At 46.6% G+C, this 13,276-nt stretch carries 12 protein-coding genes; 8 read left to right on the top strand and 4 right to left on the bottom strand.

Features of this window, described 5'->3' with window-relative positions; genetic code table 11:
• Nucleotides 1-65 precede the first annotated feature (65 nt).
• Nucleotides 66-398: a hypothetical protein gene (locus WG943_RS00255; protein WP_340406016.1), complete on the bottom strand. Its 333-nt coding sequence runs from the start codon at nt 396-398 to the stop codon at nt 66-68.
• A gap of 262 nt (nt 399-660) precedes the next feature.
• Between WG943_RS00255 and WG943_RS00250 the strand changes: the two genes are divergently transcribed.
• The 3 genes from WG943_RS00250 (at nt 661) to WG943_RS00240 (ending at nt 3,043) form a co-directional block, all read left to right on the top strand.
• The gene (locus tag WG943_RS00250) at nt 661-1,827 is read left to right on the top strand and encodes a sensor histidine kinase (protein WP_340406015.1); all 1,167 of its coding nucleotides are present in this window, start codon (nt 661-663) and stop codon (nt 1,825-1,827) included.
• A 3-nt stretch (nt 1,828-1,830) separates the two neighbouring features.
• Nucleotides 1,831-2,559, top strand: a complete 729-nt coding sequence (locus tag WG943_RS00245) for a LytR/AlgR family response regulator transcription factor (protein WP_340406013.1) — start codon at nt 1,831-1,833, stop codon at nt 2,557-2,559.
• Between the two features lie 220 nt (nt 2,560-2,779).
• Nucleotides 2,780-3,043 (top strand): hypothetical protein, encoded by a 264-nt coding sequence (locus WG943_RS00240; protein WP_340406012.1) that lies wholly within the window; start codon nt 2,780-2,782, stop codon nt 3,041-3,043.
• Between the two features lie 73 nt (nt 3,044-3,116).
• Here the strand turns inward: WG943_RS00240 and brnQ are convergent, their stop codons facing one another.
• Together brnQ and WG943_RS00230 are read right to left on the bottom strand one after the other, a co-directional pair.
• On the bottom strand, nt 3,117-4,460 hold the full coding sequence (brnQ, locus tag WG943_RS00235; RefSeq protein ID WP_340406011.1) for a branched-chain amino acid transport system II carrier protein: 1,344 nt from the start codon (nt 4,458-4,460) through the stop codon (nt 3,117-3,119).
• A 391-nt stretch (nt 4,461-4,851) separates the two neighbouring features.
• A complete protein-coding gene (locus WG943_RS00230; protein ID WP_340406010.1) occupies nt 4,852-7,299 on the bottom strand; it encodes a zinc-dependent metalloprotease in 2,448 nt (815 codons plus the stop codon).
• 231 nt (nt 7,300-7,530) lie between these two features.
• Here WG943_RS00230 and WG943_RS00225 point away from each other — a divergent pair, with 231 nt between their 5' ends.
• The 4 genes from WG943_RS00225 to WG943_RS00210 are packed head-to-tail and all read left to right on the top strand — an operon-like array spanning nt 7,531 to nt 10,650.
• Nucleotides 7,531-7,974, top strand: a complete 444-nt coding sequence (locus WG943_RS00225) for a c-type cytochrome (RefSeq protein WP_340406009.1) — start codon at nt 7,531-7,533, stop codon at nt 7,972-7,974.
• Between the two features lie 19 nt (nt 7,975-7,993).
• Complete coding sequence (locus WG943_RS00220) at nt 7,994-8,614, top strand: 3-keto-disaccharide hydrolase (RefSeq protein WP_340406008.1); 621 nt, start codon at nt 7,994-7,996, stop codon at nt 8,612-8,614.
• Between the two features lie 9 nt (nt 8,615-8,623).
• Nucleotides 8,624-9,541, top strand: coding sequence for an SMP-30/gluconolactonase/LRE family protein (locus WG943_RS00215; RefSeq protein WP_340406006.1), 918 nt, complete (start codon nt 8,624-8,626; stop codon nt 9,539-9,541).
• Nucleotides 9,542-9,591: 50 nt separating this feature from the next.
• Entirely contained in the window at nt 9,592-10,650 is a 1,059-nt protein-coding gene (locus tag WG943_RS00210) for an NAD(P)-dependent alcohol dehydrogenase (RefSeq protein WP_340406005.1), read from the top strand.
• Between the two features lie 78 nt (nt 10,651-10,728).
• Here the strand turns inward: WG943_RS00210 and WG943_RS00205 are convergent, their stop codons facing one another.
• The gene (locus WG943_RS00205; protein WP_340406004.1) at nt 10,729-11,355 is read right to left on the bottom strand and encodes a class I SAM-dependent methyltransferase; all 627 of its coding nucleotides are present in this window, start codon (nt 11,353-11,355) and stop codon (nt 10,729-10,731) included.
• A 122-nt stretch (nt 11,356-11,477) separates the two neighbouring features.
• On the opposite strand from WG943_RS00205, the gene hutU reads away from it, so the two are divergent.
• Complete coding sequence (gene hutU, locus WG943_RS00200) at nt 11,478-13,190, top strand: urocanate hydratase (RefSeq protein ID WP_340406003.1); 1,713 nt, start codon at nt 11,478-11,480, stop codon at nt 13,188-13,190.
• The last annotated feature ends 86 nt before the right edge of the window (nt 13,191-13,276 follow it).

The raw sequence follows: 13,276 nt of genomic DNA, 5'->3' as shown, positions 1-13,276 counted from the left end.
GCTCAGATGCAAAACACACAAAAAAGCCCCGGCTTTAAAAGAACCGGGGCTAATGTAAGGCTGCATTAGGTAGAGGCAATGCGTTTCTTTGGTTGGTGTGATCTAAAGTATTGACTTGCCAAAATATTGTTTTGCATAACACCCTGAAGCGCTTTACTTAGCATGCGTTTTGTTCTTTTACGCGTTGCATCAAGGTGCACGCCATCTAGCCTTTCTTCATACACCAACTGGTGTTGTGTGTTGTAAAACCGCACAATAGTGTAGTTTTTTAGCTTAGCGTTTGTTTCTGTTACCCAGTACGGTTCTTTGGCTGCCTCCATGCTTTGGGAATTGGCCGTAAAGTATGAACCCAGTGTTAATGCAAGGCAGGCCGAGGTTTTGATGATCATCTTTTTCATAGTTCTAGTTTGTTGTGTATCAGATAAATTAGTTGCGGAAAGATAGACAGCTGTTTTTAAGCGTGCTCGAGTTTTCGCTTAGATCAAATTTGCAGCATGCACTCAACAGCATCAGGTTGACAGCCGCCATTGCTGGTTTTCTGTTGCAGTTAGTCTACGGTTTTTTGTCGTTTGTCTATAATCAAGATAGGAGTATACTATTGCTAGAGTTAATTGCGTAAATTAACCTAGGTATAACAGTAGAAGTGTATTCTCAAAGCCTATGCAGCTGCAAGATTCAGACTTTATATTCTCGGATAAACTAAGGCATCGCGTGGCGCGACATGTAGCCTTCTGGCTTGCCTTTGCCGCCTTCTCTGCACTTATTTACGGTTCTAAGCCCGCAAGCCCTAACATTACTTCCGTTAATCTGGATCTGGATGCTTACCGCCTTGCCTTTTTCGATACTCTATCTTTTTTGCCAGCACAGGTTCTGCTAAGCTATACATTTATGTACTTGCTTATCCCGCGCTTTCTCCTGAAGGGCAGGTATGCCTACTTTATAGCTGGCTTAGTATTAGCTATTTTGGGAATGGGTACCACATGTGCGCTGGTTTCACTTAATGTTGTGGGGCCATACAGGCAGATGACCTCGATGGCTGCCTTTTATTATGCGCTGATGGGTGGCCTGCGGGGCGGTTTAACGATAACAGGATTTGCTGGAGCAATAAAACTGGCCAAGCACTGGTACACGAAAGAAAGGCAGAACCAGCTGTTGGAGTCGGAGAAGCTTAAAGCAGAGCTGCAAATTCTTAAATCGCAAGTGCACCCGCATTTCCTGTTTAATACACTGAATAACCTGTATTCGCTAACGCTGGAACAGTCTGTTAAAGCGCCGGAGGTAGTGGTAAAACTATCAGGTTTGCTGCGCTTTATGCTGTACGAATGTAATGTGCCGTTGGTAAGCCTGGAGAAGGAGATCAGATTTATAAAGAACTACATTGAACTGGAAAAGCTGCGTTACGGCGACAGGCTGGATCTGTCGTTCTCCATAACAGGAAACCCTGATGGAAAACTGATAGCACCGCTCTTGCTCATACCTTTTCTGGAGAACAGTTTTAAGCATGGCGCCAGCGAAAAACTAGACCAGGCCTGGATTAGCATAGAACTGCATGTGCTCGAGAACAAGCTACGTTTTAAAGTGCTGAACGCCGTGCCGGAAGCGCAGGCACCGGCACCTGGCAAACACGGCATTGGCCTAAAAAATGTGCAGAAACGGCTTCAGCTGCTTTATCCGGGTCAGCACAAATTAAAGCTGCTGCATGAGCATGAAATTTTTATGGTATCCTTAAGCCTTAATCTGGAGAAGGTGACTATGCCTGTTCAGGCTACCGAAGAGGAACCAATTATACTACCTTACACCAATGCAGCACCAGCTGTACCTATATAAACTATGAAAATACGTTGCCTGCTTGTTGATGATGAACCGCCTGCCCTGGCCGTACTGCAATCTCATATTGCTGCTATGCCGATGTTGGAGGTGGTAGGGAAGTGCAGCAATGCCATTGCCGCATTCCAGGTGCTGCAGCAGCAAACTGTAGATCTGATGTTCCTGGACATTAAGATGCCTCAGTTGCTGGGTACTGATTTTGTAAAGTCGTTGCACAACCCGCCTAAGGTAATTTTTACCACCGCTTACCGCGAGTATGCCCTCGATGGCTACGATCTGGACGTGGTAGACTACCTGCTAAAACCAATATCGCTCGAACGCTTCCTGAAGGCTGTGCAGAAAGTATACCGTGTTGAGGCGCCTGCAACTGCTGCAACGGAACCAATAGCTCCTGCCAACGATCGGTTTTTATACTTTAGAGTAGACCGCAAAATGGTAAAGGTGATCCTGAGCGACATTTTATATATCGAAAGCCTGAAGGATTATGTCAGAATTGTAACGCCCTCTAAGCAGATCATCGCCAAGCAAACCATTAGTTCTCTGGAAGAAATGCTACCTGAAGATAATTTCCTGCGCATACATCGGTCTTTTGTTGTATCCCAGGATAAAATAGATTCTTTCTCGCAGAGCCACGTAGAAATTGCCGGTAAAGAACTACCGGTAGGGCGGTACTATAAAAATGATGTAGAGCGGGAACTGCGAAAGAATCTGTGCCTGAAAGTTAAGCTTTGAATACCAGTTTTAAGATCACAGAAGGCAGTTATTGCATTATCTTAAAGTTTATAAAATCATACTTGTTTTGTCCGTTTCACTGCTTATTAAAGTATAACTACTTAAAAGTAACTAGCTGATGTGTATGTTGGCAGAAATACAACCAACTTTGAGTTAGCTGTATTTGAAACTATTTTACTGCCTCAATCCTTACCAATAAGCCTACTTTTATAAAGTTAGTATGCTGGAATTTTCGATGTTTGATAGGCTGCCATTACGGAGCCAAACAGATACTTTAAACAAAGACGGGATTATACTTGGGCAGCGCATCTATAACGGGTGGACTGTTACCCTTTACTCTTTGCACAACGTGTTTGTAGAGCGCTGGACCGGGCAGCACGCTGAGGTTATAAGCACATTTAAAACCGACGCAAACAAAGTTGCCATTCTAGAGCCTTATCTAAGTTATATTCAGGTAGAGGAACTGTTAGATCAATTAAAATAAAGTATAACAATATGTAAAAAGGCGAGGCAGGTGTTAAAAAATACCTGCCTCGCCTTTTTACAAAGTATACCTGTTAGGCTTTGTTTAAGGCGTATGTCTTTTTTTTCTTTAAAGATAAGCCAAACCCAATCAGGCCACCGGTAATAGCAGGAGCCAGCCAGCCCATACCCAGGCTGAACAGCGGAAGATATTCGGCAAGATAGGCGGTAATGCTTAGTTCAAATCCTGCTGCTGCTATACCATCAAAAATACTTATGATACCAGTAAACAGGACTGCCCAAGTATAAACAGCATGTCTCTTTTTTAGCGCAGAGCCAAACAGAGTAAGTATAATAAGTACAATAACGATCGGGTATATAGCAACAAGCACCGGAATAGAAAAAGAGATGATCTGGGTTAAGCCAACATTTGAGATGACAGCACTTACTATAGTTAACACCAGTACATAGGTTCTGTAAGAGATGGACGGGCGCAACTTATTAAAGAAGGTGGCACAGGCTACTACTAAGCCAATGCTGGTTGTAAGGCAGGCAAATGTTATAGCTATACCTAAAATCGTGTTGCCCCACAGGCCAAAGTGTTGGTTAGACACATTGGTGATGATAAGTCCGCCGTTCTCCAAGTGGCCCAGCGTTTCTACGCTGGTTGCGCCTGCATAAGCTAACCCAATATAAACAATAGCCAGTCCGGTAGCAGCCACTATGCCCGCCGTAGCGCATACTTTGGCTATCTGCTTTGTTTGCTGCACCCCCTTAGCGCGTATGGCATTTATCACAATCAAACCAAATACAAAAGATCCAATGGTATCCATGGTCAGGTAGCCTTCCTGAAAGCCTTTAAAGAAAGGCGCACTCTCATATGAGCTAAGCGGAACTTGAACGTTACCTAACGGATCTACTACACTTTTAACTAAAAGTATAGCTAGTATTACCAGCAACACCGGTGTAAGGATTTTTCCGATTCGGTCTACTACTTTTCCTGGATTTAAGGCTAACAGATAAGTAACAAGAAAGAACACTGCCGAATAAAGTATCATGCCCCAGCCGCTTGTTCTCAGTCCCTCTGACAGAAAGGGAGCTATCCCGATCTCAAAAGATACTGTTCCTGTTCTTGGCACCGCAAACAAAGGCCCAATGGTCAGGTAAATAATTACAGGAAATAGCAGCCCGAAAACAGGGTGTACTTTGGCCGAGATAGACTGCACATCTTCGTTTTTGGAGATACCAATGGCAATCACACCTAAAAGTGGAAGCCCTACTCCCGTCATCAGGAAACCCATAATAGCAGGTAATAAATTAGTGCCTGCCGCCTGGCCCAGCGACAACGGAAAAATTAAATTGCCTGCTCCGAAGAAGATGGCAAATAGCATTAAACCAATAAAGAAGGTTTCTTTAAAAGAAAGGGTAGGTGTGTTCACAAAAATTAAGCTGACTGATGATAATCTAATTACTTAACTGCAAGTAAGTATTAGCAGGCTCAAGTTACAAGCTAAACTTGATGTTTTGTTAGCTTACTGTTTTAGTAGTTTAATCTGACTAATTATACATTTAAAATATAGCAAGAATGTCTTTAACTATTCGGAGTAGATTTTAAAGCCTTATGCTACAGCACTGGTATCGTTCCGGATAATTTTTAAGTGTAAAAATGGTAATTACAAGTATACATTAGACACTAAATAGTTACCGTATCCTTAGTAATAACCCAGTGCAAGCGCGGGATAGGATATTTATTGAGCATTACTGGTAAGCGTAAAGTATAAGAGCCCCTGCCAAAATTGCTCTGGCAGGGGCTCTTATACTTTATATTGATTATTCGCACCCGAGTACTTCACCGCTTCCTATCGGAGCACCGGGTGGTAAATCCAGTGGGCGGCTCGGTTTCAGGTCTTCAGTTACAGGGCGGTTGAGGCGGTCCAAAGCAAAGGCCAGGTGAGCCTGATATGTACTGCTGCTTCTGTCGTTGTGTCTGCGGGTTGCATGGTCTTTAATCTGCTGCAGGGCTGCAGTAGCAATGGCTCTTGCCTGGTAAGAGGCACCTTCGTTATGAGCCAGCGCCAGCAGGTGTGTCAGTACCAATTGCTCTGTTTGCATCTGTACCTGTTCCTGCAAACCTTTTTCGCGGCGGCTCTTCCAGGTTTTCTCTAGCAGCAGTTGTGTTACATCCTGCAAACCAAGGCTGTTATGGCGTGCATTCAACTCTACTAAACGGGAGGCACGCTCCGGGTGTAGCAGGAAAGAAAGTGTAAAGTCGGCAGAAGCTTCTGCTGCAGCTAACGGGTCGAAGGTAAGGCCGGTGCGCTTGGTAAACAACTCACGGTTATTACCCAAACCTGGAGCACGTGGTGGTATAAGTTTGATGATGTCTTCGGGTAAAGTAAGCACCTCCGGTGAGATTGTCTGCAACATAGCATCTAATGCTTTTTGCTGCTCTCTTTTCGCAACGGGCTCTGTTACTACCTGCTGGTCGCCGCGTGTAGCATAGGTATAGTTCAGGCCACCGATCAGCTTGGCAGTGGCCTCAGTCTGGTATCGGTGATAATTATAGATCGGCACCAGCACATCCTCCAGGGTACTCATGGCTGCACCTGGTTTTATGTTTTCTTCAGAGAAGTTCTTTAATGCCTCCTCACGGACTTTTAGCACATTGGTTAGCTCCTCGGCAGCATTCTGGCCGTTATCCCACAGGTGGGCAACCGGATGCGCACCGCCAGCTGCTCTGGCATCTCTGTCAGAAATAAACAATAGCCCCTGCTTTGCGCCTTGCTGCAGAATCTCGTTTAAACCTTTTTGCTCGTTGGCACCCTTCGGGAAGTCTTGGTAGCCATACGTAACTGCTACTTTGTCCCAGGAACCAATGCCGGTTTCGTAGGCTTTGCTTAAGTCTATGTTGCCGGCTCGGTCAAGTTTCGCCATTGGGTGCGGGTAGTCCATCACAGAGGCGTTGCTGTTGGAACTGGCGGCATAGTTGTGCATGATGCCCAAAGTATGCCCTACCTCGTGCGCCGATAGCTGACGAATTCGCGCCAGTGCCATATCCATCATCGCTTTACTAGCCGGTTTTCCGTTTTGGTAAGGAGCCAGCAAACCTTCGGCAATCATAAAATCCTGGCGCACGCGCAACGATCCTAAAGATACATGCCCTTTAATAATTTCGCCGGTACGTGGGTCTGTAACTGAGGCACCGTACGACCATCCTCGTGTGCTGCGGTGTACCCATTGAATAATATTATAGCGCACATCCATCGGGTCCGCTGTATCAGGCAATACCTCTACCTGGAAAGCGTCTTTATATCCTGCAGCTTCAAAGGCTTGGTTCCACCAGCGGGCACCTTCTACTAAAGCGGTCCGGATTGGCTCTGGAGCACCGTTGTCTACATAATAAATAATAGGTTTTACGGCTTCGGATACTTTGGCAGTTGGGTTCTTTTTCTGGAGGCGGTGGCGGGCAATAAAGCGTTTATCTATACTTTCATCAACAGGAGTAGAGTAGTCGAAGTAGGAGATACCGAAATAACCGGCACGCGGGTCCATTTTGCGTGGCTGATAATCATTATCTGGCAGCTCGATAAAAGAGTGGTGCTGGCGCAGGGTAAGGGAATTGGCATCCGGTGCCACCTCTCGCACATAACGTCCGGCATCCTCGCCGCCTGTAAAAGTTAAGGTAGCTTCAAACTCGGAGTTTTTCGGGAAGTTTTTGGTGCGCGGCAAGTATAAGGCAGAGCGGCTGGCGTCGAGCTTATAGCTGCCTTGGCGGCTGCGCTTTATACTTCCAACTACATCGTGTGCGTCTCGCAGCAGGAAATCTGTAGCATCTACTAAAATGTTGTTACCATCAGCAGCCTCTGCCTTAAATCCCCAAAGTATGGACTGTGCGAAGGATTCCTCAACCGCTCGGCGCTCATTAGGGTTGTCAGAAGTAGCACGGTAGGAGAGGTTTGGCTGCACCAGCATTACCTTTGGCCCCTGTCTGTTAAAGTATACAACTCTGGTGTTGCCTAATTGCCCACGGTCCAGTCCAATGTCATTAGAGCCAAGGCCGGCCGGTAGTGAGTTCACATACAGAAACTCCTGGTTCAGCTTGTCTATCTCGAGCCAAATTTTGCCGCTGGCATCGTCGTAGTAAAAAGTAAAGTAGCCGGGATAGCGTTTCATGCCCTCGGTTTTAGAGGCAATACTTGGCAGCTTTTGCGCTACGGCTATACTTGATGAGAAGAGTAAGAGTAAAAGCCAAAAGCTTTTAAGCAGGGGTAATTTCATGTTTTATGGTAAGGTTAGTTTAGGTTGATGATGTAAGATAAGCAAATGTGCTGACTTGTAAGCCAGTCATGCTGTTACTTCTACTACAATGGCTGCTTTTATACTTCGTGATCTCATACTTACTGCCATTCTGCATTCAGCACTCATACTACCTGCTGTAAACATAACCACATACATCCCACAACGTACCTTCATTGGTATAACCTATGTCTTTAACAAACGCTTTAAATTATGAGAAATGCAATTGCTATACTCGGCTGTAGTTTGCTTTTATTGGCCTGCGGTGGCGAAAAGTCAGAGCATGAACGATACTATGAAAGTGGCTATGAGCCAGATACAACACAGGTAACCGGACCTGTAGCGCAAACAAAAACAGGTGCTGATGCCACCGGTGGTGCAGCTGAGCCGGTATCAGAGTTTGCAAAAGGCGCAAAACTTATAGCGCAGTCAGACTGCCTTGCCTGCCACCGCGAAAACGAAAAACTGGTGGGGCCTGCGTATGCAGATGTAGCCAACAAGTATGATAACACTGACAAGACCTATGATTATTTGGCTGGTAAGATTATCGAAGGTGGCTCCGGCGTTTGGGGACAAGTTCCTATGACACCCCATCCCAATATTGGCAAAGAAGACGCCCGTGAAATGGCAAAGTATATAATGTCGCTGAAACAGTAAGTACAAAAAAGTATACTGGATGAGCGACTGGAAATCTCTGTTTGACGGTTCATCTTTACAAGGGTGGCACCGCTACGGGAAAGATACTGTTGGAAAAGCGTGGCGAGCAGAGGCAGGTGCTATCCGTTTTGTACCCACAGCAAACGACAGAGGAGACCTTGTAACTGACCAGAGCTTCGGTAACTTTCACTTAAAACTGGACTGGAAGATAAGCAGAGGTGGCAACAGCGGCCTTTTGTTTTATGTGCAGGAAGACGCAGCGCAGTATAAATATAGCTGGATGTCTGGCCCGGAGATTCAGTTACTTGACAATGAACGCCACCCGGACGCGCAACTACCGAAGCGCAAGGCCGGAGACTTATACGACCTGATTGCCGCAGAGGAGGGAGCCGTTAAACCAGCTGGCGAATGGAACAGCACAGAACTCATTTGCGACAACGGTCACCTAATTATACTACTAAACAGCCAAACCATACTCTCTGCCACACTTTGGGATACTAGCTGGAAAGCACTGATCGCAAATAGCAAATTCGCCAACATACCAAGGTATGGCACATACAAATCCGGTAAAATTGCCTTGCAAGACCACGAAGATGAAGTGTGGTTCAGAAACATCCTAATCAAAGAAATCAGCAGCTAATAAAAGCCAATGCCACATACCAACTCAGCTAAACAACTTATTGCCACTTTAGAATTAGATGCCAAAGCTAAGCTTGGAGAGGGGGCACTTTGGCACCCCACTGAGCAAAGGCTGTATTGGGTGGATATAGAAGGGAAGGTGCTGCACCTTTACAACCCCAAAACAAAAGAAGACAAAGTATGGGAAGTGGGGGAGCGCATTGGCACTGTAGTACCAGTAGCGGGAGGCGGAGCGTTGGTAGCTTTACAAAACGGCATTCATTACATCGATACTTCTACTGGTAAACTCACGTTTGTTACCAATCCTATAAAAGATACTGGCATACGCTTTAACGACGGAAAATGCGATCCTTACGGTCGTTTTTGGGTAGGGACCATGGCTTTGGATTCTGAAGAAGGTGCCGCTGATTTATACATGCTGGACCTTGATGGTAATATTCATCACAAACTAAGCGGCTTAACTATTTCGAATGGCATTGTCTGGTCTTTGGATAAGAAAACGATGTACTTTACAGATACCAAAACCCAGCAGGTAAAGTCCTTTGATTACGACGATGCTACGGGTAGTATCAGCACCGAAAAAACGATTATCACCATACCAAAAGACGAAGGCTCGCCAGACGGTATGACCTTAGATGCAGATGGAAATCTGTGGATTGCACTGCACGGCGGAGCAGCTGTGGCAAAGTATAACCCAAGTACTGGTGAACAATTGCAAAAAGTAAAAGTGCCAGCAATCAATACAACTTCATGTGCCTTTGGAGGCCCAAGCCTGGAAACACTCTACATTACATCGGGTAGGGAGTTGCTGAGTGAGGAGAAGCTGGAAAAGTATCCGGAAAGCGGGGGATTGTTTGCTGTTAAACCAGATGTAAGCGGTGTTCCGGCAAACATTTACAAAGGCAATCCGGAAAATTTCAGGAGATAATTTAACGTATAAAATATCTTTACAAACTATACTATTAACTAATTAAAGCTATGATACAAGCAAAAGGATATGCTGCTTACGATCCCACTTCAGATTTAAAACCATTTAGTTTTGAGCGCCGAGAGGTTGGGTCAACCGATGTGAAGATAGAGATTCTTTACTGCGGCATCTGCCATTCGGACCTGCACCATGTAAAAGGAGAGTGGGGTGATATTATATACCCTTCTGTGCCGGGGCATGAGATTGTTGGACGTGTAGCTGCAGTTGGCTCCAATGTTAAAAAGTTTAAAGAAGGCGACCTGGCTGGCGTGGGCTGCTTTGTAGATTCTTGCCGCCACTGCCACAGCTGCCGCGATGGTTTGGAGCAGTACTGTGAAAACGGCTTTGTAGCAACATACGGAGGTATAGGTAAAGATGGCATAAATCCAACACAAGGCGGCTACTCAAGCAATATTGTAGTGGACGAGCAGTACGTGCTGCGGGTGCCGCTAAACATGGACCTTTCTCGTGTTGCGCCACTGCTTTGCGCCGGTATTACTACCTACTCACCCATACGTGAATGGAAAATAGGAGAGGGCCATAAAGTTGGCGTTGTGGGTTTAGGAGGTTTAGGGCATATGGCTGTTAAGATTGCTGCCTCCAAAGGGGCCGATGTTACGGTACTGAGCAGGTCCCCTGAAAAAGCGAAAGATGCACAAGAACTGGGAGCCCATAATTTTGCCAACACCCGGGAGCAAGAAACGGTCAAAAGACTCACGAACACATTTGACTTTATTATCAACACGGTGTCTGCTCCGCACGATTATAACACGTTTTTGCAGATGCTAAAGCGCGACGGCACCATGATACTTTTAGGCGCACCACCAGCTCCAGCAGAAATTATGGCCGGTAACCTGTTGTTTAAGCGCCGCCGCATTGTAGGTTCGCTTATTGGCGGCATCGCTGAAACCCAGGAAATGCTGGACTACTGCGCCACCCATAACATACTTTCTGATGTAGAGGTTATACCAATTGACTATGTAAACGAAGCCTATGAGCGCATGCTGAAAGGTGATGTGAAGTATAGATTCGTTATAGATATGGCTACCCTAAATCAGAATTCCCAGTAGAAACGAGTCCAGCCACCCCCAGCCCCTGCGTGGACAAGGAGGGGCAGGGGCTGGCTGGACCCGATTCTACAATCAAAGCTACTCCACTTTCCGCAGCACTAACGTGGTCATACTTCTTTCCTGCTCCACCAGCACTGTTTTAAGTGGTTCCAGTTTTTCAGCTCTCCAATCAGAAATTAGCTCAGAGATAAGTGCTTCATCAGCTAGAAACCAGATGGGCCCGTGCGGCATTTGAAAGAGCCTGTTCCCTACCTGCTGTAGCTTGCCTTCCATGCAAATAGTTGTGCTGAAGCGGCAGAAGAGCATGCCTCCCGGTTTCAGTACACGCCAGAGTTCCTGTGTCATACTTTTAAAATGATCCTCACTTTTCGCGAAATGCAGTACAGCACTGCACAATACCACATCAAAGGTTGCATTGGCAAAGGGCAGTGAAGCCAGGTCAGCTACAGCAAAGTTTTTAGGAGAAAGCGTGGGAGCTAGTTCTGATGCCATACTTTTAACCTTTGCGATAGCTTCTTCTGAGGCATCTGCTCCGTATACTTTTACTCCAGCCTGCATTAGGTATTGTATATTTCTGCCGCTGCCACAGCCTGCATCCAGCAGTTTCATGCCTTTCGTAATTCTGCCTTTCAACAACTGGTCGAAGAAGTAGATATCGATGGCACCAAAGTGCGTAGCAAGAGAGGTTAAGGGTATATGAAACATGTCTTATATGTTGTAATAGCGTTCCAGTGTATTGCTTCGGAGGCTAATTTATACAGCTTTTCCTGCCGATTTCTATATTTTTGTTGCATATTTAATTTTTACCAAAGTATAAACCAACAACTATGAATATATCAGCCCCATCAGCAACAGCACAACGCTCCGGCCTTTCGGTTAGCGAGTTTATCCAAAAATACGCCAACCATCCCACCTACATTCCACCAACCGGACCCGTGCTTAATGCTAAAAACTGGCAGTCAGAGGCTGCGTTGCGCATGTTCCTTAACAACCTGACCGACGAGGTGGCAGAAGACCCCAGCCGGCTGGTAGTATACGGTGGTATTGGCCAGGCAGCACGTACTGTGGCAGATGCTCAGAAAATAATCGAGGTGCTGCTAAACCTGGAGGAGGATGAGAGTTTGCTGGTACAGTCGGGGAAGCCGGTGGGTAAAGTGCGCACGCATACTGAGGCCCCGCGTGTGCTGATCGCCAACTCTAACTTAGTACCGCATTGGGCAACCTGGGAGCATTTTAACGAACTGCGGGAGCGTGGATTGATGATGTATGGGCAGATGACGGCGGGCAGTTGGATCTACATTGGTACACAAGGCATTTTGCAGGGCACATACGAAACTTTTGCCGCCTGCGGAAGAATTCATTTTAACGATGACCTGCGCCACAAGCTGCTCGTAACCGGCGGACTTGGCGGTATGGGTGGCGCTCAACCATTGGCGGCTACCATTGCAGGCGCTACTTTTTTAGGTGTGGATGTTGATCCGGAGCGTATTAAGAAGCGCCTTGAAACCCGCTACATCGATAAAATGACCTACGACTACGAAGAGGCAAAGGCTTGGGTGCTGGAGGCGAAAGAAAAAGGAGAAGCCATTTCTGTTGGTCTAGTTGGTGATATCGGCGATGTGCTGGAAAAACTCATACAGGATAATATCACTCCGGAGATTCTTACCGACCAGACTTCTGCCCACGATCCGATAAATGGTTATGTCCCAAATAACCTGACCCTGGAAGAAGCCAAAGCTTTAAGAGAAAAAGATCCGCAGGGGTATAAAGCCTTATCCCTGAAAAGTATGGCTCGCCACGTTGGCTTTATGCTGGAGTTGCAGCGCCGCGGCAGCCGCACCTTCGACTATGGCAATAACCTGCGCGAGTTTGCACAACAAGGTGGTGAGAAGGATGCCTTTAACATACCTGGCTTTGTTCCGGAGTACATGCGTCCGCTGTTCTGCGAAGGCAAAGGACCTTTCCGTTGGGCTGCCCTTTCCGGCGACCCAGAGGATATTCGTGTAACCGACGCGGCCTTAAAAGAACTTTTCCCGGAAAACGAGCATATGATTAAGTGGCTGGATGAAGCAGAGGAGAAAGTTGCTTTTCAAGGGCTCCCGTGCCGCATTTGCTGGCTTGGTATGGGTGAGCGTGAAAAGGCAGGACTAATGTTTAACCAGCTGGTGCGTGAGGGCAAAGTAAAAGCACCAATCGTTATTGGCCGCGACCACCTCGACTGCGGTTCCGTTGCCTCTCCTTACCGCGAAACTGAAGGGATGCTGGATGGCTCTGACGCCGTTTCGGATTGGCCATTGCTTAACCTGATGTCGAATACAGCGGGTGGCGCCACCTGGGTATCGTTTCATCATGGCGGCGGTGTGGGTATTGGCTACTCGCAGCATGCAGGCATGGTTATATTAGCAGATGGTACAGAGCGTGCCGATCGTTGCCTGAGCCGTGTGCTGCACAACGATCCGGCTATGGGCATTTTCCGGCACGCCGACGCAGGTTACGAAACTGCTCAGCAAAACGCAGAGAAATTCGGGCTGAAGATTTAGCTTTCTCTTTTTTCTACCTTGAAACATGGGATAGGCAAAGTATAAACTTTACAGCTACTGCCCTTCCCTAGGCAGGTCACAACTTG

It is taken from the genome of Pontibacter sp. H249, from assembly GCF_037892465.1.
In the GTDB taxonomy this organism is placed as follows: domain Bacteria; phylum Bacteroidota; class Bacteroidia; order Cytophagales; family Hymenobacteraceae; genus Pontibacter.
The sequence above is the reverse complement of the archived record's forward strand: the minus strand, read 5'-3'. Positions and strand labels throughout refer to the sequence as shown.